The 22,144-nt window shown below is 74.0% G+C and carries 21 protein-coding genes; 12 read left to right on the top strand and 9 right to left on the bottom strand.

Annotated features, from left to right (window positions below):
- Window positions 1–38: 38 nt before the first annotated feature.
- The 3 genes from ETU37_RS23595 to ETU37_RS06645 all read left to right on the top strand — a co-directional run bounded on the left by ETU37_RS23595 (window position 39) and on the right by ETU37_RS06645 (window position 2,833).
- Entirely contained in the window at window positions 39–611 is a 573-nt protein-coding gene (locus tag ETU37_RS23595) for a CGNR zinc finger domain-containing protein (protein WP_129986461.1), read from the top strand.
- Complete coding sequence (locus ETU37_RS06650; RefSeq protein ID WP_129986460.1) at window positions 608–2,251, top strand: DNA repair helicase XPB; 1,644 nt, start codon at window positions 608–610, stop codon at window positions 2,249–2,251. The genes ETU37_RS23595 and ETU37_RS06650 overlap by 4 nt, the downstream gene beginning before the upstream one ends.
- 138 nt (window positions 2,252–2,389) lie before the next feature.
- Window positions 2,390–2,833 carry an HIT family protein gene (locus ETU37_RS06645; RefSeq protein WP_165372429.1) on the top strand — a complete coding sequence of 148 codons (444 nt, stop codon included), beginning with the start codon at window positions 2,390–2,392 and terminating at the stop codon, window positions 2,831–2,833.
- Here ETU37_RS06645 and ETU37_RS06640 read toward each other — a convergent pair.
- The gene (locus tag ETU37_RS06640; protein WP_129986458.1) at window positions 2,830–4,005 is read right to left on the bottom strand and encodes an aminotransferase class V-fold PLP-dependent enzyme; all 1,176 of its coding nucleotides are present in this window, start codon (window positions 4,003–4,005) and stop codon (window positions 2,830–2,832) included. The two genes, ETU37_RS06645 and ETU37_RS06640, sit on opposite strands and share 4 nt — an antisense overlap.
- A 183-nt stretch (window positions 4,006–4,188) precedes the next feature.
- On the opposite strand from ETU37_RS06640, the gene ETU37_RS06635 reads away from it, so the two are divergent.
- Genes ETU37_RS06635 through ETU37_RS06620 form a run of 4 tightly spaced genes read left to right on the top strand, consistent with a single transcriptional unit; the run spans window position 4,189 to window position 9,596 of the window.
- A complete protein-coding gene (locus ETU37_RS06635) occupies window positions 4,189–6,351 on the top strand; it encodes a HelD family protein (protein WP_338068606.1) in 2,163 nt (720 codons plus the stop codon).
- Window positions 6,352–6,408: 57 nt separating this feature from the next.
- On the top strand, window positions 6,409–8,040 hold the full coding sequence (locus ETU37_RS06630; RefSeq protein ID WP_129986457.1) for a hypothetical protein: 1,632 nt from the start codon (window positions 6,409–6,411) through the stop codon (window positions 8,038–8,040).
- A 10-nt stretch (window positions 8,041–8,050) separates the two neighbouring features.
- Window positions 8,051–8,956, top strand: coding sequence for a nucleoside hydrolase (locus ETU37_RS06625; protein WP_129986456.1), 906 nt, complete (start codon window positions 8,051–8,053; stop codon window positions 8,954–8,956).
- A 10-nt stretch (window positions 8,957–8,966) separates the two neighbouring features.
- On the top strand, window positions 8,967–9,596 hold the full coding sequence (locus ETU37_RS06620; RefSeq protein WP_129986455.1) for an HD domain-containing protein: 630 nt from the start codon (window positions 8,967–8,969) through the stop codon (window positions 9,594–9,596).
- A 13-nt stretch (window positions 9,597–9,609) separates the two neighbouring features.
- Here ETU37_RS06620 and ETU37_RS06615 read toward each other — a convergent pair whose 3' ends face one another.
- Together ETU37_RS06615 and ETU37_RS06610 are read right to left on the bottom strand one after the other, a co-directional pair.
- The gene (locus ETU37_RS06615) at window positions 9,610–10,815 is read right to left on the bottom strand and encodes a DUF4031 domain-containing protein (protein WP_129986454.1); all 1,206 of its coding nucleotides are present in this window, start codon (window positions 10,813–10,815) and stop codon (window positions 9,610–9,612) included.
- Window positions 10,812–11,540 carry a copper homeostasis protein CutC gene (locus ETU37_RS06610; RefSeq protein WP_129986453.1) on the bottom strand — a complete coding sequence of 243 codons (729 nt, stop codon included), beginning with the start codon at window positions 11,538–11,540 and terminating at the stop codon, window positions 10,812–10,814. The genes ETU37_RS06615 and ETU37_RS06610 overlap by 4 nt, the downstream gene beginning before the upstream one ends.
- Before the next feature lie 23 nt (window positions 11,541–11,563).
- Here ETU37_RS06610 and ETU37_RS06605 point away from each other — a divergent pair, with 23 nt between their 5' ends.
- Entirely contained in the window at window positions 11,564–11,923 is a 360-nt protein-coding gene (locus ETU37_RS06605; RefSeq protein ID WP_129986452.1) for a hypothetical protein, read from the top strand.
- Here ETU37_RS06605 and mftF read toward each other — a convergent pair.
- From mftF to mftA, 5 genes are read right to left on the bottom strand one after another with little or no spacing between them, the layout of a single operon-like run.
- Window positions 11,913–13,328 carry a mycofactocin biosynthesis glycosyltransferase MftF gene (gene mftF / locus ETU37_RS06600; protein ID WP_129986451.1) on the bottom strand — a complete coding sequence of 472 codons (1,416 nt, stop codon included), beginning with the start codon at window positions 13,326–13,328 and terminating at the stop codon, window positions 11,913–11,915. The genes ETU37_RS06605 and mftF overlap by 11 nt on opposite strands.
- Window positions 13,325–14,089, bottom strand: coding sequence for a mycofactocin biosynthesis peptidyl-dipeptidase MftE (mftE, locus tag ETU37_RS06595; RefSeq protein ID WP_240755578.1), 765 nt, complete (start codon window positions 14,087–14,089; stop codon window positions 13,325–13,327). Before mftE ends, mftF begins: the two co-directional genes overlap by 4 nt.
- Window positions 14,086–15,312, bottom strand: coding sequence for a mycofactocin radical SAM maturase (gene mftC, locus ETU37_RS06590; RefSeq protein WP_129986450.1), 1,227 nt, complete (start codon window positions 15,310–15,312; stop codon window positions 14,086–14,088). Before mftC ends, mftE begins: the two co-directional genes overlap by 4 nt.
- Window positions 15,309–15,629: a mycofactocin biosynthesis chaperone MftB gene (mftB, locus tag ETU37_RS06585; protein WP_129986449.1), complete on the bottom strand. Its 321-nt coding sequence runs from the start codon at window positions 15,627–15,629 to the stop codon at window positions 15,309–15,311. The genes mftC and mftB overlap by 4 nt, the downstream gene beginning before the upstream one ends.
- Before the next feature lie 7 nt (window positions 15,630–15,636).
- Window positions 15,637–15,753 (bottom strand): mycofactocin precursor MftA, encoded by a 117-nt coding sequence (gene mftA / locus ETU37_RS06580; RefSeq protein WP_129986448.1) that lies wholly within the window; start codon window positions 15,751–15,753, stop codon window positions 15,637–15,639.
- A 279-nt stretch (window positions 15,754–16,032) separates the two neighbouring features.
- Here mftA and mdo point away from each other — a divergent pair, with 279 nt between their 5' ends.
- The 4 genes from mdo (at window position 16,033) to mftM (ending at window position 21,075) form a co-directional block, all read left to right on the top strand.
- Complete coding sequence (gene mdo / locus ETU37_RS06575) at window positions 16,033–17,325, top strand: NDMA-dependent methanol dehydrogenase (RefSeq protein WP_129986447.1); 1,293 nt, start codon at window positions 16,033–16,035, stop codon at window positions 17,323–17,325.
- Window positions 17,326–17,401: 76 nt separating this feature from the next.
- Window positions 17,402–18,598 carry an AAA family ATPase gene (locus tag ETU37_RS06570; protein WP_206053764.1) on the top strand — a complete coding sequence of 399 codons (1,197 nt, stop codon included), beginning with the start codon at window positions 17,402–17,404 and terminating at the stop codon, window positions 18,596–18,598.
- Window positions 18,599–18,607: 9 nt separating this feature from the next.
- Window positions 18,608–20,146, top strand: coding sequence for a VWA domain-containing protein (locus tag ETU37_RS06565; protein ID WP_129986446.1), 1,539 nt, complete (start codon window positions 18,608–18,610; stop codon window positions 20,144–20,146).
- The gene (mftM, locus tag ETU37_RS06560; RefSeq protein ID WP_129986445.1) at window positions 20,143–21,075 is read left to right on the top strand and encodes a mycofactocin oligosaccharide methyltransferase MftM; all 933 of its coding nucleotides are present in this window, start codon (window positions 20,143–20,145) and stop codon (window positions 21,073–21,075) included. The genes ETU37_RS06565 and mftM overlap by 4 nt, the downstream gene beginning before the upstream one ends.
- Here the strand turns inward: mftM and ETU37_RS06555 are convergent.
- Window positions 21,062–22,084, bottom strand: coding sequence for a YeiH family protein (locus ETU37_RS06555; RefSeq protein ID WP_206053763.1), 1,023 nt, complete (start codon window positions 22,082–22,084; stop codon window positions 21,062–21,064). The genes mftM and ETU37_RS06555 overlap by 14 nt on opposite strands.
- Window positions 22,085–22,144 lie beyond the last annotated feature (60 nt).

Below are 22,144 nucleotides of genomic sequence, written 5' to 3'. Positions count from 1 at the left end.
CCTGCGGCGGCCTTGGCCGCCGGCGGTAACCTGCACCCATGGATTTTGTTCGTTACGCCGAGCGCTCCGCCGCGCTCGTCAACGCCGACCTCGAGGACGCCCCCGCGCTGGTGAGGTTCCTCGACCAGCGCGCCTGGCTCCACGACCAGGTCGTCGAGCGTGACGCGACCGCGCTGCGCCGGTTCCAGCGCGAGCTGCGCCCGGTCTTCGAGGCGTCCAACGACGGCGACGAGCAGCGCGTCGTCGACCAGCTCAACACCCTGCTCGCCAAGCACCCGGTCACGCCCTACATCGCAGGGCACGGCCTGTCCGGCCACGGCGGCGGCTCCTGGCACATGCACGTCGCCGACCGCCAGTCCTCGGTCGCCGAGCTGCTCGTCGCCGAGTCCCTGATGGGGCTCTCCACGCTCGTGTGCGACCTCGGCGCGACCCGGCTCGGCGTGTGCGACGCGTCCGGCTGCGACCACGTCTTCGTCGACACCTCGCCCAACCAGTCGCGGCGCTACTGCAGCGACCGCTGCTCCTCCCGCGCGAACGTCGCCGCCTACCGCGCCCGCCAGCGCGCCGCCGCCGGCGAGAAGGCCGGCGAGAAGGCCGGAGCGGCCTCGTGAACGACGGACCCCTCATCGTCCAGTCCGACAAGACCCTGCTCCTCGAGATCGACCACGAGCGCGCTCAGGACTGCCGCAAGGCGATCGCCCCGTTCGCAGAGCTCGAGCGCTCCCCGGAGCACGTGCACACCTACCGGCTCACGCCGCTGGGCCTCTGGAACGCCCGCGCGGCCGGGCACGACGCCGAGCAGGTGGTGGACACGCTGCTGTCGTACAGCCGGTACGCCGTACCCCACGCCCTGCTGGTCGACATCGCCGAGACGATGGCCCGCTACGGCCGGCTGCGGCTCGACAAGCACCCCACCCACGGGCTGGTGCTGACCAGCACCGACCGGCCGGTGCTCGAGGAGGTGCTGCGGGCCAAGAAGGTGCAGGGCATGCTCGGCACCCGCCTCGACGAGCAGACCGTGCTGGTGCACCCGTCGGAGCGCGGCAACCTCAAGCAGGCGCTGCTCAAGCTCGGCTGGCCGGCCGAGGACTTCGCCGGGTACGTCGACGGCGAGGCGCACGCGATCGAGCTCGACGAGAGCGGCTGGCACCTGCGCGACTACCAGCGCGACGCGGCCGACTCGTTCTGGCACGGCGGCTCCGGCGTCGTCGTGCTGCCCTGCGGGGCCGGGAAGACCATCGTCGGCGCGGCCGCGATGGCGCAGGCCAAGGCCACCACGCTGATCCTGGTCACCAACACGGTCTCCGCGCGGCAGTGGAAGGAGGAGCTGGTCCGGCGCACCTCGCTGACCGAGGACGAGATCGGCGAGTACTCCGGCACCCGCAAGGAGATCCGCCCGGTCACCATCGCGACGTACCAGGTGATGACCACGCGCCGGAAGGGCGTCTACTCCCACCTCGAGCTGTTCGACGCGAAGGACTGGGGGCTCGTCGTCTACGACGAGGTGCACCTGCTGCCCGCGCCGATCTTCCGGATGACCGCCGACCTGCAGGCCCGCAGGCGCATCGGCCTCACCGCGACGCTCGTGCGCGAGGACGGTCGCGAGGGCGACGTGTTCTCGCTGATCGGGCCCAAGCGGTACGACGCCCCGTGGAAGGACATCGAGTCGCAGGGCTGGATCGCGCCGGCCGACTGCGTCGAGGTCCGGGTGACCCTCCCCGAGGGCGAGCGGCTCGTCTACGCGACGGCCGAGCCCGATGAGCGGTACCGCCTCGCGTCCTGCACCGGCGCCAAGACCCGGCTCGTCGAGGAGCTCGTCGCCAAGCACCGGGGCGAGCCGACGCTGGTGATCGGGCAGTACCTCGACCAGCTCGACGAGATCGCCGAGCGCCTCGACGCGCCGGTCATCAAGGGCGAGACCCCGGTCAAGGAGCGGGAGCGGCTGTTCAACGCGTTCCGCCACGGCGAGGTCGACCTGCTGGTCGTCTCGAAGGTCGCGAACTTCTCCGTCGACCTGCCGTCCGCCTCCGTCGCCATCCAGGTGTCCGGCTCGTTCGGCTCACGGCAGGAGGAGGCGCAGCGGCTCGGCCGCCTGCTGCGGCCCAAGACCGACGGCCGGTCGGCGCGGTTCTACGCGATCGTGTCGCGCGACACCGTCGACGCCGACTTCGCCCAGCACCGGCAGCGGTTTCTCGCCGAGCAGGGATACGCCTACCGGATCGTCGACGCCGACGACGTGGCGTCCGCCTAGCGCCGACCGGGGCTCGCCGTTCTCCTTGCGATAGGTCACGGTGCCCCATCGGTACGGGAAGTCCTCGCTCGACCAGCATGGACGCGCATCCGCTTGCGCGCCGTTGCACGCGCACCCGGTGCTGGCGAGGATGAGCGGGTGGAACGCAGCGGCTGCCTGGTGTGCCAGGAGATCGACGGTGAGGTCGCGGTGCCCGACGGGCTGCTCGTGGACACCGACACGGTCGGCGCGTTCCACCGGCCGCCCTGGCCCGAGCCGGACGACGACGTCTTCCTGGGCCACCTGCTGGTGTGCCCGCACCGTCACGCCGCCGACTGGGCCGCGCTCACCGACGACGAGGCGGCCGAGGTCGGGGCGTGGGTGGCCCGCCTCAGCCGGGCGCTGAAGGCGCTCGGCGCCACGCGGGTCTACACGATGAGCCTCGGGCACGCCGTGGATCACCTGCACGTGCACCTCGTCCCGCGCTGGCCCGAGACGCCGGACGACGTCTCGTGGCAGCACGTCGACGACTACCCGGGGGCACGTCGAGGTGAGATGGAGGCGGCCGCCGACCTCGCCAGGCGCGTGCGCGAGGAGCTCTAGGCGTTGACCCCGGGCAGCAGGCCCGGCAGCACCTCGGCCAGCCGCTCGTAGTCCTCCGGCTCGTTGTAGACCGCGCCCGACAGTCGCACCCAGCCCTGCCCGCCGTACGGGATGACCTGCACCTCGAGGTCGCGGTCGCTCAGCGCGAGGTAGAGCTCGTCGGCGTCCTCGAGAGTCGCGGCGACCCCGGTGGGGAGCGGCACCAGCCGCAGGCACGGCGAGGGTGAGAGGGGTACGGCGACCGCCGGGTCGACCGCGGGCAGCGCGGAGCCGAGAAGGTCCGCCGCGCCGTCCAGCAGGTCGATGGCGCGCTTGGCGATGCCGAACCCGCCGGCCTGCTCCCAGAAGTCGAGCGCCGCGTCGAGCGCGAACCAGCTGCTGTAGTCGTCGGTGCCGTGGGTGTCGAACGGGTAGGGGAACGGCTGTCCGTGGTTCCAGCTCGTGGTGAGCGGCAGGGTGTGCTCGCGCTCCTCGGCGGCCACCCAGAGCGCGCTCGTGCCGCGCGGGGCGAACCCCCACTTGTGCCACGTGCCGGTCCAGAAGTCGGCGCCGAGGGAGCCGACGTCGAAGCGCAGGTGGCCGGGGGCGTGCGCGCCGTCGACGAACGACAGCGCCCCGATCTCCCGGGCCAGGGCGCACACGCGCTCGACGGGCAGCACGCTCCCGGTCGGTGAGGTGACCTGGTCGACGATGACCAGCGCGACCCGGTGCCCCTCGCCGGTCACGTCGGCGAACATCCGGTCGAACGCGTCGACCAGCCCCTCGTCGTCGAGGCCGACCGGGTGCGGCACCACGGCGTACGACGCCCCGGTGCGCTCGCACCAGTGCACGACGCTGCGCCGCACCGACTCGTAGCCCTGCTCGCCGACGACCACCACGTCGCCGGGACCGAGGCGGTCCTGCGCGGCGAGGTTCGACAGCACGACCGAGGCGGACTGGGTGACGTTGCGGACCAGCGCCACCTCGTCGGGACCGACCTGCAGGAACCGGGCGGCGACGTGCCGCGCCTCCTCCCGCAGACCGGGTCCCTCGACGCGGAAGAACCGCATCGGGTTGGCCTCCGCGCGGGCCCGGAACGCGGCCTGCGCCTGGGTCACGGCCCGGGGGACGGCGCCGAACGAGCCGTGGTTGAGGTGCACCCGGCCAGGGTCGAGGTCGAAGGCGTCCCGCACGGTTGCTCATCCTTCCATCCGCTCCGAGCCTGCCGGTGGGCTCCCCCGGTCGCGGCGTGAACGGGAGGAGCCTTCCCCGGAGCCCAACGATCCACTCCGCGTCGGGTGACGAAAACCAGGTGCCCGGCCTGGACCGCGCTGGTAGCGTCGCGGGGCTCCCGACACCCTTTGCGAGGTCCTCGCGTGCCTACTCCCACGCCCCCGACCCCCGTCCCCGACCCCCCGTCCGACACCTCGACCCGCCCCGGCGCCGACGACCTGACCGCCGAGCAGCGGCACCTCGCCGACTCGCGCGCCGCCCTGGCCCGGATGCGCGAGCGCACCGCCGGTCTCGACTCCTCCGCCGCCGGCGACTGGGTCAGCCAGAAGTTCCTCGAGTCCGCGATCTTCCTGCGGATGAAGGCGCTGGCCGACGACCCGACCGTGCCGCTGTTCTTCGGCCGCCTCGACTACGACGACCACGACCCGGGCGCGCCCGAGCACTCCGCCGGGGAGCACTTCTACGTGGGCCGCCGCCACGTCAGCGACGAGGTCGGCGACCCGATGGTCGTCGACTGGCGCGCCCCGATCAGCCTGCCCTTCTACCGCGCCTCGCGCACCGAGCCGATGGGCGTGCGGCTGCGCCGCCGGTTCGGCTTCCAGCACGGGGCGATGACGGCGTACGAGGACGAGGGCCTCCTCGACCCGGTGCCCACCGCCGACGACGCGGCCGAGCACAGCGCGATCCTCGAGGCCGAGATCGAGCGGCCCCGCGTCGGTCCGATGCGCGACATCGTCGCCACGATCCAGCCCGAGCAGGACGTCATCGTGCGCGCCTCCCTCGAGGACTCGGTCTGCGTCCAGGGCGCGCCCGGCACCGGCAAGACCGCGGTCGGGCTGCACCGGGCGGCGTACCTGCTCTACACCCACCGCGACCAGCTCTCCCGCCAGGGCGTGCTGGTGGTCGGGCCGAACGCGTCGTTCCTGCGCTACATCGGCGACGTGCTGCCGGCGCTCGGCGAGATCGACGCGCAGCAGACGACGATCGAGGAGCTGGTCGGCAAGACGCTGGGCCGGCTCAACGCGAAGTACGTCGTCCGCGGCGAGGACGCGCCCGAGGTCGCCACGCTCAAGGGCGACGGCCGGATGGCCGAGGTGCTGCGCCGCGCGCTGTGGTCGCGGGTGCGGGTGCCCGACGAGGGGCTGCTGGTCCCGCGCGGCGCGCGGCGGTGGCGGCTGGCGACGTACGAGATCGAGGAGACCGTCGCCGCCCTGCGCGCCCGCGGCGTCCGCTACGGCGCGGCCCGCGCGATGCTGCCGCAGCGGCTCGCGCACGGGATCCTCGTCAAGATGGAGCTCGCCGGCGACTCCCCCGACGACCGGGTGCAGGACGCCGTGGCGCGCGGCCGCGAGGTGAAGCGGTACGTCGACCAGGTGTGGCCGGCCGTCGACCCGGCCCGTCTGGTGCTCGCCGTGCTCGGCGACTCCGAGGTGCTCGCCGCGGCCGCCGAGGGGATCCTCACCGACGACGAGCAGCGGCTGCTGCTCTGGCCGAAGCCGCCCAAGGGCCCCGGCTCGGCGCGCTGGTCGCTCGCCGACGCCGTGCTCATCGACGAGGTGGCCGACCTCGTCGAGCGCACCCACTCGATGGGCCACGTCGTCGCCGACGAGGCGCAGGACCTGTCGGCGATGATGCTGCGCGCGGTCGGCCGGCGCTGCTCGACCGGCTCCGCCACCGTGCTCGGCGACCTTGCGCAGGCCACCACCCCGTGGGCCAGCCGCTCCTGGGACGACGCGCTCGGCCACCTCGGCAAGCCGACCGCGCACCTCGAGCAGCTCACGCTCGGCTTCCGGGTGCCCGGCGAGGTCATCGAGTACGCCGCCCGGCTGCTGCCCGTCGTCGCGCCCGGGCTCGAGCCGCCGCGGTCCGTGCGACGCGCGCGCGGCGAGCTCGACCTGCGCGCCGCGGACAGTCCGCGGCACCGCGACGACCTGCTCGCGGAGGCCGTCGCGGCCGCGCGCGGCCGGGTGGGCTCGGTCGGCCTGATCGTGCCGGACGCGCTGGTCGGGCACGTCGAGTCGCTGCTCGGCTCCGCCGGGATCCCGCACGCGACGCTGGGCGAGGAGCCGGCCGACCTCGACGAGGGCGTCGTGGAGTTCGACGTACCGCTGGACCTGGTGCCGGCCTCGCTCGCCAAGGGCCTCGAGTTCGACCACGTGGTGCTGCTGGAGCCCGCCGCGGTCGTGGCCGGCGAGGCCGACCGGACCACCGGCCTGCGGCGGCTCTACGTGTGCCTCACCCGCGCCGTGACCAGCCTCGTCGTGGTCCACGCCGAGGAGATTCCGGCCGAGCTGGCGCAACACTGAGGCCGCTCGGCGCGTCTAAGGTACGTAGACCCAACTTCACGACACGGGGGTTCCACCATGGTCCGACGGCTCGGCGTCGCGCTCACCGCGCTCACCCTGCTCCTCACCGCACCGGCGACAGCAGCGGTCTCCGCTGACGAGACGCCGGATCGCGAGCGCCCGCAGCGCACGAAGATCCGCGTGGTGTGGCCCAGTGCCCCCGTGCTCGGCAAGACCTTCACCGTGCGGGGCACGCGCGCCGACGACACACCGACGGAGGTCGTGCTGCAGGCGCGTCAGGGCACCGAGTGGGTCCCGCTGACGCGCAAGAGGGTGACCGGCCACAGCTTCCACTTCCGCCGCGAGGCGCCGTACAACCGACTCCGGGTGCGGGTCCGCGTGCTCGACGGGTCGGCACCCAGCGCCCCGCTCAACGCGCCGCAGCTCGCGCCCAAGGTCAAGCGGATCGATTACGCCGACGGACCCTTCCACCCCAAGCCCAGCGGCCGGGTGATGAAGTACCTCTTCGACGGGAAGCCTGGCCACCGCGTCGCCCTCACCACCCGGGGCGGTGGGCCGTCGACGTGCACCGGTGAGCGACTGACCGGCCCGACGGGCGTGGTGGCCCGCTCGGTCAACGGGTTGTGGCGGCTCCCCCGCCGAGGCACCTACACGCTGAAGGTCTCACCCTGCTGGGGATGGTCGACCAGCAGGGTCGAGATCGACCGGGTCCGCCTGGTGCCGCTCGCCGTCGACGGTGACGTCGTCACCCTGCGCCGCCGTGCCGGTGTCGCCGACTGGGGCGTGCTCCGCCTCCCGGCTACGGGACGGGTCATGGTGCGGGGATGGGAGGCCGGCTACCCGTGGTCGCGCATCGTGCGGCCCGACGGCGCGGTCCTGCGCTACCTGGGGTCGAGCCTGACCTACTTCGAGGCGGGCCGGCGCTTCCACAACAGCAGCGACAACAGCGACACCGAGTCTCTGACGGCGGGCCGCTTCCTGCTCGTGCCCGAGGCCGCACGGCTGGACGCCAGCGCGTCGACGCCGGTGGCGGCGACCGTCACACCGGAGGGCCCGCCCGTCACGGTGGGCGACGCCGGCGTGCCCGGCCGGGAGCGCGCCCTCACCTTCACCGGCAAGGGCGGCACCTTCTACTACACCGAGCAGCACCTGCCCACGACGACCCAGGGCGGGGGCGGCGAGCTGGTCGGTCCCGACGGGGAGCGCGTCGCCGACTGGAACTACCAGCGCGGCTGGCGGCTCCCGTCCGACGGGACCTACACGCTCTACACCGCTCCCGGGGTCGACGACGCCCGCACCTCGCCCGACATGACCGTGCGGCTGCGCGAGGCGGTCATGCAGGCCCACGTCCCGATCAACACCGTGGCCCGCTTCACCGTGACCGAACCGGGCCGCTGGGTCGCCGCCACGACCGACCAGGTCTCCGGGAACTCCGCCCGGACGTTCGCCTCGTCGGGCTCGACGATGAGCGGAGCGTGGCAGGCCTCCCTGCGCTGGACGTTCTCCCCCCGGTGCTCGCCGGAGCCGCGAGGCCCGCTCGGCTGCGGCGACTACCTCAACACCGTCGTCGACCAGGACCACCCGTCCACGGCCATCTGGTCCCCCTACACGGTGCCGTCCCCGAACCTGATCGTCCTCGAGCCGGCCGCCGGCGTGACGGGCGGCGTGGACCTGCAGGTCGGGCCCTGACGCGCAGCCCATGACCCGACGAGCGGTGGTGCTCGACTGCGACACCGGCACCGACGACGCGGTGGCGATCATGCTGGCCGCGCTGCACCCGGGCCTCGACCTGCTGGGCGTGACGAGCGTCTGGGGCAACGTCACCGTCGAGCACACCACCGACAACGCCCTGCGCGTCCTCGACCACGTCGGGCGGCACGACGTACCGGTGCTGCGCGGCGCGGACCGGCCACTGGGCCAGGCGCCCGACGCGGCGGCCCGCGCCCGACGTCTGCCGCCCCACCTCCCACTCCCTCCCAGCTCGCGGGCGCCTGCGGGCGACGCGGTCGAGTGGCTGGTGGAGACCCTGCGCGCGACCACGCGGCCGGTCACCCTCGTGGCCACCGGACCGCTCACCAACGTCGCGCTCGCCGTCGCCGCCGCCCCCACGGTCGTGGGCGCCGTGGCCGAGGTGGTGCTGATGGGCGGCGGGCACGCCCGCTCCAACGTCACGCCGAGCGCCGAGCGCAACGTCTGGTGGGACGCTCCCGCGGCGCAGCGGGTGCTGCAGGCCGGGTTCGAGCGGCTCGTCATGGTCACCCTCGACGCCACCGACCAGGCCCGCGCGACGGCCGACGACACCGCCCGCTGGCGCGCGCTCGGCACGCCCGCGGGCACCGCGACCGCCACGCTCGTCGAGGAGCGGCTGGTCCAGTACGGCGGGCCGGCGCCGCTGCACGACCCGCTCACGGTGGCGTACCTCCTCGACCCCGAGGTCGTCACGTTGCGGCACGCGCACGTGGCGGTCGAGACGGCCGGCGCGCTCACGTACGGCCGCACCGTGATCGACCTCGAGCGCGTCGACGGCCGGCCGCCGAACGCGCACGTCGCGCTGGAGGTCGACGTTGACCGCTACTTCGGCCTGCTCTCCGCCGCGTTCGGCTAGCGTCGGGGGCGTGGAGCTCCTGGAGTCCTGGCCGCTCGGTGGTGCGACCGACCTGCGCGATCGCCTGCTCTCGGCGTACGGCGACCCGTCCCGGGGGTACCACGACCGGCAGCACCTCGCGGAGGTGGTCGGCAACCTCGACCTGCTGCGCGGCGAGCTGCCGAGGCCGGAGATCGAGGCCATGCAGTGGCCACCGCCGCACCTGCACGCGGTGCTGCTCGCGGCGTGGTTCCACGACGCCGTCTACGACGGGGAGGGCGACCTGGAGGAGCGCTCGGCCGTGCTCGCCGAGGAGGAGCTGCCCGCGGCCGGCTGCGCGCCCGAGCTCGTGGGCGAGGTCGCCCGGCTGGTCCGGCTGACCGCGACCCACCGGCCGGCGCCGGACGACGCGCGGGGCGCCGTCCTCTGCGACGCCGACCTGGCGATCCTGGCGGCGCCGCCGGAGCGCTACGCGGAGTACGTGCGCGGGGTGCGGCACGAGTACGGCCACCTCGACGACGCGATCTTCCGCGCCGGCCGGGCCGCCGTGCTGCGCGACCTGGCCGCGGGCGAGCTCTTGTTCCACACCGCGACGGGCCGGGACCTGTGGGAGGACGCCGCGCGCGCCAACCTGGCCGCGGAGCTCAGCCGGCTGACGTGACTTGGCGCTGTCCTCAGCGCAGCGCCGGTACGGCGAGCGTGAGCGTCGCAGCACCGGCGGCGGGCGCGTCGAGCACGCCCGGCACGCCGAGCGGGAGCGCCCGGTTGGCGGCCTCGTGCCCGAACGGCGCACCGGCGACCACCGGCACGTCCAGGTCTCCGAGCCGGTCGGTGACGACGGCCCGGACCTCGGCGGCGGGGCCGCAGTCGGTGAAGTGGCCGAGCACGACGCCGCGCACCCCGGCGAACCAGCCCGAGCGGCGGAGCTGGGTGAGCAGCCGGTCGAGGCGATAGGGGTCCTCGCCGACGTCCTCGAGGAACGCGAGCGACCCGTAGGCCGGCATCGCGGCCGGCGCACCGACACCCGCGGCCAGGACGGCGAGGTTGCCGCCGACGAGCGGCCCCTCCGCCTCGCCGGGCACGAGCACGTCGAGCCCGCCGGCGAGGTCGACCGCAGCGCCGGGGTCGAGCAGCGTGCGGCGCGTGTGGTCCTGCGCGTCGTCGTCGCAGTCGGCGAGCTGGGTGACCACGGGGGCGTGCACGGTGGCGATCCCGAGCCGTGCCGCGAAGGCCTGGTGCAGCGCGGTGACGTCGGAGAAGCCGACCAGCACCTTCGGCCCCGCCTTGGCCAGCGCGTCCCAGTCGAGCAGGTCGACGACCCGCTGCGCGCCGTACCCCCCGCGGGCGCAGACCACGCCGGCGACGCCGTCGTCGAGCCAGGCCGCCATCAGGTCGGCGGCGCGGGCCGCGTCGGGGGCGGCGAGGTAGGGCAGGTCGGTCTCGGCGTCGAGGACATGCTTGCCGACCTCGACCTCCAGCCCCCAGCCGCGCAGGATCGCGAGACCGGCGTCGAGCCGGGCGGCGGGGACGCGGCCGGAGGTGGCGACGACAGCGACCCGGTCACCGGCGCGGAGCCGTTCGGGGCGGACCAGCGCGCGGCCCGGCCGCCCGGTGCCGAGCACCTCGGACTTGCGGCGGCGCAGGCCGGCCGCGCGCAGCCGGCTGATCAGCTCGCGGCTCGACACCGGGACCGCGCCCGCCGCGACCACCGAGTCGTAGCGCTCGGCGGGGATGTCGTAGTGGTCGCGGTCGAAGCCGCGCTCGGGGATGCCGAGCGAGCGCGCGAACACGTGCAGCTCCTCGAACGACGCGTCGCTGACCAGGTGCGACCACAGCCGCTCGTGGCCGGGCGCGTTCGGTGGGTCGATGAGGAGGGTCATGCCGTGCCGGTGCGCCGGTCGGCCGCGGTGGCCGCGTCGTCGAGCAGCATCCGCCAGGCGCGCACGTGGCCGGGGTCGACGTACGCCTTGTCCCAGGAGCCGCCGGGCCGCACCGACGAGGCGACGTGGAACTGCCGCACGCCGGCGCGCACGAACCAGGGCACGTGCTCGGGCTGCAGCCCGCCGCCGGCCATGACCAGGGCGGCCAAGCCGGGGTCGGCTCCGGCACGGTCGACGAGGTCGTCGAAGCCCACGGACAGGCCGCGCGGCGACCCGGCGGAGTGCACGGCGTCGAGGCCGGGCAGGGTCACGGCCTGCCGCCAGGCCCGGTCGGTCTCGAGGCTGTCGTCGATCACCCGACTGAAGGTCCAGGGCACCCCGGCGAGCTGGTCGGCGAGGTAGCCGCAGACCTCGACGTCGACGAGGGTGTCCTCGTCGAGGAAGCCGAACGCGACGCCCTCGGCGCCGACGTTGAGGTACGACTCGGCGAGGCCCACCAGCCGGGTGAGCTCGCCACCGGTGGTGGTGCGCGAGTCGTTGAGCCGCAGCAGCACGCGGACCGGCAGCTCGGTCTCCTTGCAGATGCTCGACACGAGGCCGGGCTCGGGCGAGGTGCCCTCCGGCGTACGGCGGTCGAGGCAGAACAGCCGGTCGGCGCCACCCTCGTCGGCACCCGGGACGTCGCGCGGGTGCAGCACCGCGACCTCGAGCAGAGGTGCGCTCATGGACATGCGTTCACAATAGAAGGATGAGTGCCTCCGACCGGCCCGACGCGCTCCTCACGGCCCGCGCTCTCGTGCTGCACGACCTGGAGGTCACCGGCGCCGCCAGCCCGGACACGGTGTCCGCCCTGGAGGAGTCGGTGACGACCCGGAGGTGGTGGACGTCGCAGTGGGCGGAGGGCCGGCTGTACGTCGCCGGCCTGATCGCGCAGGACGTGCAGGACGCCCTGCTGGAGAGCCACGGCCGGTGGCCGCTGTGCCGGGCCTGCGACCAGCTCGACCCGCACGCGATGTACATCCACCCCGAGCTCGGCGGGCCCGACCCGACCTGGGTGTGCGAGCACAGCGGGATCGCGGTCGCGCCGCTGGGCGGCCTCAAGCGTTGACGCGCCGGCGCAGCCGCAGGTCGGGCAGCAGCGCCCGCGCCGACCGCGCCCGCCAGGCGCCACGCCACAGGCCCGCGCCGTAGGCGAGGTCGTCCAGCCGGCGCGCGACGGTGTAGCGGACCGGGTCGAGGTCCGGCCGCACCTTGGCATGGTCGAGGAGGCCGTCGACCACAGCCGCGACCAGCCAGGCACGGCGGGCGCGGCGCGACACCAGGGCGAGCGGCAGCGCGACCGGCCAGTAGTGCCGTGTGAGGGCGGGCGCGACCTGCCGGACGGCGGCGTACCCGCCCTGGAGCGCGAGGCCGGCCGCGGTGGCGACGGGCGCGTCCCCCAGGCGCCGGTGGAGGCCGGCGGTGGCGGCGCCGAGCGCGGCGGCCGCGAGGGGCAGGGACCAGCGCCGCTGCGCGAGCAGCGCGACGGTCAGCGCCACGGTCCACGGCGTCAGCACGGCGGGGGCGACCCGCGAGCCGTGCCGCGCGGCGAGGTCGGCGGCACCCGAGCCGTAGAACGCCTTGCGGCCCAGCCACGCCGCGGGCCGGGTGCGGTGGTCGTGCCGGACGGTGGCGGCCGGTTCGTAGCGGACCCGCCAGCCCTCGCCGTCGAGCCGCCACACGAGGTCGACGTCCTCGGCCACGTGCATCCGCTCGTCGAACCCGTCGCCGAGTGCGGCGACCCGGGCCAGGAGGCAGGCGCTGGGCAGGTAGGCGACCGGCCACTGCGGTCGCACCGGGCCGCCGACCCGCCCAAGGTCGAGCGAGGACCGGGCCTGCTCGTAGCGGTCGATCCAGGTGTCGGCCGGCCGGGGCCGCTGCCCGAGCACCCGCGGGCCGACGAGCCCGACGGCCGGGTCGTCGAGGTGCCGGCGCAGGATCGCCAGCCAGCCGGGGTCGGGCACGACGTCGGCGTCGCAGAACGCGACGAGCGGGGTGGCGACGTGCCGGAGCCCGGTGTTGCGCGCGGCCGCCGGGCCGCGGTTGCGCTCGTGGACGAGGAGCCGGGCCCCGTGCTCGGCGGCGACGGCCGCCACGGCGTCGGGCTGCCGCGAGCCGTCGTCCACGACGACGACCGGCACGCCCGCCGGCAGCGCGGCGAGCAGGGCGGCGAGCCTCCCGGCGTCGTCGCGGACGGGCACCACGACGGTCGTGCCCGTCACCGCGGCGTCGGCGCCGGCGGGGCCGGAAAAAGCGGGGTCGGCGAACCCGGCGTCGAGCAGCGCGCGGCCGAGCGTGGACCCCACCGAACCGTCCGCGGTCCAGCCCGCCCGGGGCGCGACCACCGCGGGGGCGCACCCCCGCAGCCGCACCACGCCGCCGCCGTGCCCGCCGACGAGCAGCCCGCCGGGCGCGAGCCGGGTGCGCGACGCGAGCCGGACCCGGAAGCCGGGCGGCAGCGGCCGGTCGGTCATGCCCGCACGGCCGCCGGGCGCGCCCAGGTCAGCCGGCCGTCGTGGTCGACGTCGACGTCGGTGAGCTCGCCGACCAGCGTGCCCACCATCTGCTCGAACAGCCGCCGCCCCTCGGCCGCGCTCGCACCGGACGGGTCGCCGAGCACGCCGTTGGCCGAGACCCGCCGCACCCCCTCCTCGCGCAGCCGCGGCAACAGGTCGCGCACCGGGTCGGTGCAACCCGGCTCCGCGAGGTCACCGCGCACCGCCCAGGGCGCGAGATGCAGCAGCAGGCTGGTCTCGGTGCGGCCGGCGTGCGCGTCGGAGCCCGTGGGCACGCACCCGGTCCAGGCGACCGACCGGCCCTCACACCGCAGCTGCCGTACGGCGTCGGCCAGGGTCGGCACGTTGCCGCCGTGGCCGTTGACGAAGATGACACCTTCCGCCCACCGGCACGCCGACCTGGCGAGCTCGACGACGAGCAGCCGCAGCGCCTCGTGGCCGATCGAGACGGTGCCGGGGAAGTCCTCGTGCTCCCCGCTGGCGCCGTACAGCAGGACGGGCGCGACGAGCACCCGGCGGCCGCGGGCGTGCAGCTGCTCGGCGGCGGTCCGGGTGACCGCGCCGGCGACCATCGAGTCGGTCGCGAGCGGCAGGTGCGGGCCGTGCTGCTCGAGCGACCCGACCGGCACCAGCAGCAGGGGCGGCTGCTCGGCGAGCGAGGGCCAGCGGCGCTGGCCCAGCGCGAGCTGAGCCGGGGCGGGCGGCCGCGGGTGGCTCACGTCGTCCAGCCGGGAGACGGCGCGAGCGGGCTCTCGTCGCACGCGCTCGCGGGCTTGGTGCGGGTCGGCATCAGCGTCAGCGGAACGGGCTGGTTGCGCACCGGACCCTTGTGGCTGTGGTCCTGCGAGGTGCCGGGCACGGTGCGCGCGCCGGCCAGAGCCGTCGCCGCGTTGCCCTTGACGCACTCGGGGTCCGGGCCGTCGAGCGGCAGGCCGGTGAAGAACTTCGCGGCCATGCACCCGCCGCGGCAGGCGTCGAACGCCGAGCACTGCGTGCACGCGCCCCCGGTCTGCGGCGACCGCAGCTCCTGGAACAGTGGCGCCTCCTGCCACACCCCGCGGAAGCCGCTGCCGTCGCGCACGTTGCCGGCCTTGAACCGGTCGTGGATCGCGAACGGGCACGCGTAGACATCGCCGACCGGGTCGACGAGGCACACCACGCGGCCGGCGCCGCACAGGTTGAGGCCGGGCAGCGCCTCGCCGTACGCCGAGAGGTGGAAGAACGAGTCGCCGGTGAGCACCTGGTCGCCGTTGGCGACGAGCCAGTCGTACAGCTCGCGCTGCTGCTCGGGCAACGGGTGCAGCTCGTCCCAGACGTCGGCGCCGCGGCCGGAGGGGCGGAGCCTGGTCAGCCGCAGCTGCGCGCCGTACCGGTCGGCGATCGCCTTGAACTCGTCGAGCTGGCCGATGTTGTGCCGGGTGCAGACGACGGAGAGCTTGAAGTCCTTCATGCCGGCGGCCTGGAGGTTGGCCATCGCGCGCAGCGCGGCATCGTACGTGCCGGCCCCGCGGATCGGGTCGTTGACGTCGGCGGTCGCGCCGTCGAGCGAGACCTGCACGTCGACGTAGTCGGTGGCGGCCAGCCGCGCGGCCCGCTCGGGGGTGATCCGGAAGCCGTTGGTCGAGAACTTGACGCCGACGTGGTGCTCGACGGCGTAGTCGAGGAGCTCCCAGAAGTCGGGGCGCACCGTCGGCTCGCCGCCGCCGATGTTCACGTAGAACACCTGCATCCGCTCGAACTCGTCGATGAGCGCCTTGCACTCCTCGGTGCTCAGCTCGTCGGGGTCGCGCCGGCCGGACGAGCTCAGGCAGTGCACGCACGCGAGGTTGCAGGCGTAGGTCAGCTCCCAGGTCAGGCAGATCGGCGCGTCCAGGCCGTACTCGAACTGGTCGACGAGCCGGCCACCCTCCGGGCGGGCGGGGCGTTCCTGGATGAGGGTCATGGCGTGCGGTCCTCCTGGCTGTGGTCGGCGCGTCGCTGGATCAGCCCGCCGTCGGCGAGGGCACCGAGGGCGGCGAGGTACGCCGGCCGCTCCGGGGCGGCGACGCCGCAGTCGTCGAGGGCACCGGCCACGTCGTCGCGGCTGCCCAGGGCGCGTACGACGTCGACGAGCCGGCGGCTCTTGAGGAAGCTCAGCCGGCGGGTGTGGAAGTCGTAGGCCAGGGCGCCGAACGGTTCGGGTCTGAGCTCCACCGAGCCGCTCAGCGTCCAGGCCTCCCCGAGGTCGAGGAGACGGGCGGTCGTGCCGGTCGTGGTCACGGCCGGCTCAGTAGACGCCGCACATGCCGTCGATCGAGACCTCTTCCACGAGGGACTCGACCGTCACGTCCTCGGGGCTGGTGTCGGTCTGGGTGCTCGGCTCGGGGTGGGAGTCGTGCGTCATCGGGGGCCTCCTTGCGAGGGTTGCGGTGCTGCGTTCGGGAACCACCCTCGTCCGCGACCGTGCCGGGTCGCACCGGCTGTCACGGCGGAGCTCCCTGGTCGCTCGGACAGGTCCGCGGCCTGTCCGGAGGCGACGACCTGACCGGTCGGACGGGGTCCCCTGACGGACCGAGCAGGAGCGCCCTCCGCCCGCCGGTCCGTTTCCGGATCCTCACCTGTCGGCAGCGCTGTCCGGCTCCTAGCGTCCGAGGCGTCCAGTCACTTCCCAAGGAGGCCAGGGATGCAGGTCGACGAGCTGCTCAAGCCGTTCCCCATCAAGGAGTTCCACCCGTTCCCCCGTGCCCTGATGGGCCCGGGTGCCCACGAGATGATCGGACCCGAGGCGCTCAAGCTCGGGTTCCGCAAGACGCTCGTGATGACGTCCGGCCTGCGCGGCACCGACATCGTGCACAAGATCGTCGAGTCGATGAAGTACCACGGCCTCGAGGTCGTCGTGTACGACAAGGTCGAGTCCAACCCCAAGGACTACAACGTCATGGACGCCGTAGCCCTCTACCAGGAGAACGAGTGCGACTCGTTCGTCTCCATCGGCGGTGGCTCCTCGCACGACGCCTGCAAGGGCGCCCGCGTCTCCGTCGCGCACGACGGCCGCAACGTGAACGAGTTCGAGGGCTTCAACATGTCCGAGAACCCGAGGAACCCGCCGCACATCGCGGTCTCCACGACCGCCGGTACCGGCTCGGAGACGTCGTGGGCCTACGTCATCACCGACACCACGACCGACCCGGAGAACCCGCACAAGTACGTCGCGTTCGACGACGCCTCGGTGACCAGCCTGGCGATCGACGACCCGGTGCTCTACTTCGACTGCCCGGTCGACTACACCGCCCAGTGCGGGTTCGACGTGCTCGCGCACGCGAGCGAGCCGTACGTCTCGCGGATCAACTTCCAGCCGTCGCTCGGCAACGCGCTGCACGCCATCAAGCTGACCGCGGAGAGCCTGCGCCAGGCGGTGTGGAACGGCCAGGACCTCGCCGGCCGCGAGGGCATGATGTACGCCCAGTACATCGCCGCCCAGGCGTTCAACTCCGGCGGGCTCGGGATCATCCACTCCATCTCGCACGCGGTGAGCGCCTTCTACGACACCCACCACGGCCTGAACAACGCGATCGCGCTGCCGCGCGTGTGGGCGTTCAACATGCCCACGCAGTACAAGCGGTTCGCCGACATCGCCCGCGCCATGGGCATCGACACCCACGGCATGACCGACGTCCGGGCGGCCGAGGCCGCGCTCGAGGCGGCCATCCGGCTGCTGCGCGACGTCGGCATCACCGAGCGGTTCGTGGACGTCACGCAGGACAGCTACTCCAAGAACCGCCTGGGCCAGGGCCCGACCGAGTTCTACGCGCAGGCCAAGGAGATCGTCGGCGACGACACCGACGTGGACCGGATCACCAACCACGTGCTGGGCGACGCCTGCACGCCGGGCAACGCCAAGGAGTGCACGTTCGAGACGGTCCGCCCGGTCGTCGAGCACTGCATGACCGGCGACCTGGACGACCTGCTCGGCTGAGCCGCGGGGTGGTCGAGCCCGGGTGGTCGAGCCGGTCGAGACCACCGACAGAACACAGGGACTGGAGGGAGACGACGTGACACAGGAGCAACCGGTCGGTGCCGAGGACTTCACCGACGTCGCGGAGACGGAACAACGCTTCCGCGACCACGGGTACCTCACCGACGAACGCCTGGCCACGACCGTCTTCCTCCAGACCCGGCTCGGCAAGCCGGTGCTGCTGGAGGGCCCGGCCGGGGTCGGCAAGACCCAGCTCGCGCAGAGCCTGGCCGAGGTCACCGGCCGCCGGCTGCTCCGGCTCCAGTGCTACGAGGGCCAGGACGAGTCCAAGGCGCTGTACGAGTGGGACTACGGCAAGCAGCTGCTCTACACGCAGATCCTGCGCGAGAAGATCGGCCAGCTCGTCGAGGACGCCGTCGACCTGGAGGACGCGGTCGAGCGGATCGCCAAGCAGGACAGCGTGTTCTTCTCCGAGCGCTTCCTCGCCCCGCGGCCGCTGCTCGAGGCGATCGACTCCGAGGAGCCGGTCGTGCTCCTGATCGACGAGGTCGACCGCGCCGACGAGGCGCTCGAGGCGGTGCTGCTCGAGCTGCTCTCGGAGTTCCAGATCTCCATCCCCGAGGTGGGCACGGTGAAGGCACGCCACCTGCCGTACGTCGTGCTCACCTCCAACAACACCCGCGACCTGTCGGCGGCGCTCAAGCGGCGCTGCCTGCACCTGTTCCTCGACTACCCCGACGCCGAGCGGGAGCTGGAGATCGTGCGCTCCAAGGACACCGGCCTCGACGACGCGCTCGCCGCGCGGCTGGTCGACGTGGTCCGCGGGCTGCGCGAGCTCGAGCTGCGCAAGGCTCCGAGCATCTCCGAGACGATCGACTGGGCCCGCACCCTCGCGGTCCTCGGCGTCTCCGAGCTGTCGAGCGAGGTGCTCGCCTCGACCCTGAACGTCGTCGTGAAGTACGAGCGCGACGTGACCCGCGCCGGCGAGGCGCTGCCCCGGCTGGTCGACCCCAACGCCACCGTGCCCGACCACCGGCACGGCCACTCCCACGACCACGCGCATGGCCACGGTCACGGGCACACCCACGACCACCACGACCACGGGGACGACGACGTGGACGGACGCGAGAAGCGCGCGGCCAAGGACACCCCGGGCCGGCACGATGACGCCTACTACGGCTCGCCCGGCAAGGGTCCCGGCGTCCGCGCCGTCACGTCCGGCCAGGGCGGGCGCTCCTTCGCCGCCGGCCGCGCGCGCAAGCGCCCGGTGTAGGGGGCGGCCGTGGAGGCAGCCCTGCACCGGTTCGTCCGCCTGCTCCGTCTGTACGGCGTCCGGGTCAGCGTCGCGGAGGCCGTCGACGCCATGCACGCCGCCGCGCAGCCGGGCGTGCTGGGCGACCGCGAGGTGCTGCGCGCGGCGCTGGCGGTGTGCCTGGTCAAGGACCGGCGGGACCTGGCGACGTACGACCGGGTCTTCGACCGCTTCTTCGGCCTGCGCGCCGTCGTCGAGGACGTCGACGAGGAGCACAGCCACGCCCACGACGACCTGTCCGACGAGGGCGACCTGACCGAGTTCACGCTGTCCGACGAGCCCGGCGACAACCCCGAGCAGGGGCACTCGCACGGCAAGCCGCAGGACATCCGGAAGTACTTCCGGCCCGAGGACATGGCCCAGCAGTACAACCTGCACCAGGAGGCCAACCGGCTCGACATGGCCGGCATGACCGACGAGATCGTGCTGTCCAACGAGAACAAGTCCGGGCCCGGCGAGGCCGCCCGCGTGCAGATCTCCACGGCCCGCCTGCACAACCCCGGCTCTCCCGGCGACCTGGTCACCTCCCCCGGGCTGCAGCTGGACACCGAGCTCACCGTGGCCGAGGAGATGGCGCTGCTGTCGTGGCTCGACGAGCGGCTCCCCGACGAGATGGACGGTGAGGCCGACCCCGAGGCGGCCGCGAGCCTGGCCGCGCTGCGCGCCGCGCTGGCGCCCTTCCTGGAGAACCTGCCGCAGCGGCTCAAGGAGCACCTCGAACGGCTGATGTCCGCGCAGCGGGAGGTCGAGACCCGCGAGGTCGAGGCCGCGCAGGCGGAGCACGTCGACGAGGCCGACCGCGCCCACCTGGAGGAGTCGCTGCGCCGCCTGCTCCGCTCGCTGCACGGTGCGCCCCGCCCGCGGCGCAACGTCGCCGCCCGCGGCGTGGTCGACGGCCGGCGCACGATGCGCCGCAACATGCGCTACGACGGCGTGCCGTTCCGGCCCGTCACCGTCAGCAAGGTGGAGGACCGGCCGCGGCTGCTCGTGCTGTGCGACGTGTCGCTCTCGGTGCGGATGACCTCGAAGTTCACCCTCCACCTCGTGCACTCGCTGCAGTCGGTCGCCAGCCAGGTCCGCACCTTCGCGTTCGTGAAGGACCTGGTCGAGATCACCGACCTCTTCGCCGAGCACCGCATCGAGGACGCGCTCTCCCTCGTCATGTCGGGGCTGCCCGCGGGTGGCGTGCTCGACGTCGACGCCGACAGTGACTACGGCACCGCCTTCGAGCAGTTCCTGGAGCAGTTCGGCTCCGCCCTCACCCGCCGTACGACGGTCATCGTGCTCGGCGACGGCCGCGGCAACGGCAACGACCCGCGGCTCGACGTGTTCGAGGAGATCACCCGGCGCGCGCGGTCGACCCTCTGGCTCACGCCCGAGCCGCGCTACTCCTGGGCGCTCGGCGGGTGCGACCTGCCGGCGTACTCCGAGCACTGCGACCGCGTGCAGGTCGTGCGCAGCCTGCGCGGCCTGGAGAAGGTGTCCACCACGATGGCGGTGGCGACATGACCACCCAGACCACGACCCTGCCGCCGATCGACCCGCTCGGCTCCCAGGTGCCCGGTGCCTACCGCGACGACCTCGTGGTCGTGCGGCGCGGCGCGGCGGTCCGGGGACGCCGGGTGCTCGGTGCCGTGCGCACCGACCACTTCGACCTGCTCCGCCACGACAGCCGGATCGAGCTGGTGCACCACGTGCCGCCCGAGCGGCTCGACGACGACCTGGCCGGGGTGCTCTCCGAGGAGCTGTTCGGGCCGGGCTGGCTGCGTGGCATCGACCTGTTCGAGCGGCTGTTCACCGGGATCGTGCGCAGCAGCGCCGCCGACCCCGTCGACGGCTGGCTGACCTTCTACCGCAACACGCTCGCGCGCATTGCACACGCCGTCGACCACCCTCCTGCCGTGCCCGCCTCCCCTCCACCGTCCCAAGGCGGGCACGGCACCATCGCCGGCTACGCCCCGGTCTACGCACACGCCGAGAGCCTGCTGGCGCCCGGCTCGGTCCTCGAGCTCGGCGCCTGCTTCGGCTTCCTGTCCCTGCGCCTCGCGCTCGCCGGCCGGGACGTCACCGCATCCGACGTCTCCCCCGGCACCGTGCACCTGCTGGAGGCCATCGCCCCGCGGCTCGACCTGCGGCTCGGCACCGAGGTCGCCGACGCCGCGCGCTACCCCGCCGACGACGGCGCCGCCGACACCGTGCTGGTGATCCACCTGCTCGAGCACCTCGACCCCGACCACGGCGACCGGGTCGTCGACGAGGCCCTGCGCCTGGCCGCGCGGCGGGTCGTGGTCGCCGTACCGCTGGAGCCGGAGGCCGACGAGACCTACGGCCACCTCCGCACGGTGTCGCTCGCCGACCTCGACCGGTGGGGCCGGAGGACCGGGTGCCGGTACGACGTGCACGAGCACCACGGCGGCTGGCTGGTCATCGACCGCTGACGACCGCCACGAGCGGGAGGGCGAGCAGCGCGACGCTCAGGGTCGAGAGCAGCCCCAGCAGCAGCTCCGACGACCGCAGCCTGCGCATCGACCCCACGTCGATCGCGCAGCCGAGGGCGAACATCGCGGTCGCCAGCGCGAAACCCTGCACCTGGGCGACACCGGAGCGCAGCAGGTCCGGCACCGGCAGCACGCTGCCCAGCACCACCAGCGCGACGAACGCCACCACGAAGAACGGCACGAGGGGCGGTCGCCTCCCCGCCGTCAGGACGCCGGACCGGCGACGCTGCCACGACAGCACGGTCAGCACCGGGGCCAGCATCAGCACCCGGGCGAGCTTGACGACCACCGCGACCTGCAGGGCCGCCGCGCCGACGATGCCGCCCGCCACCACGACCTGACCGACCTCGTGGATGCCACCACCCAGCCAGGCACCCGCCGCGCGGGTGCTCATCCCGGTCGCCTCGGCGAGGGCCGGGAGGGCGAGCATCGCGGCGCTGCCGAAGGCGACGACGAGGGCGAGCGCCACGGCGACGTCGTCCTCGTCGGAGTCGGTGACGCCGTCCGCGGCGGCCACGGCCGCGGCGCCGCAGATCGAGAACCCGCACGCGATCAGCAGCCGCCTCGCGGGCGGCACCTCCAGGATCGAGCCGATCGCGACCGTCACCGCGATGCCGCCGACGACGACGAGCACCACCACGCCGAGCACCGCCCAGCCGAGCCCGAGCACCTGGCGCAGCACGAGCTGGAACCCGAGGAGGGCGACGCCCACGCGCAGCACGCGTCGCGACGCCACGGCGAGGCCCGGCGCCAGCGAGACGCGAGGGCCCACGGTGTTGGCGAACACCACGCCGAGCACGATCGCGACGAGCAACGCGCTCACCAGCGGTACGGCGAGGTGCAGCACGATCGCCAGCACGCCCCCGGCGGCGGCCACGCCCAGGCCCGGCGCGACGCGGGGCGTCTCGACCCGGGCAGGCAGGGCGGCCGATGTGACGGGTGCGGTCATGGTCCCAGGGTCGGCCGCGGAACGGCGTTCCGGTAGACGCCAATCACGCACGGGCTCATG

Origin of the sequence: Nocardioides iriomotensis, assembly GCF_004168035.1 — a bacterium.
Taxonomy (GTDB): Bacteria; Actinomycetota; Actinomycetes; order Propionibacteriales; family Nocardioidaceae; genus Nocardioides_B; species Nocardioides_B iriomotensis.
This window is presented reverse-complemented; position numbering and strand designations above follow the sequence as displayed.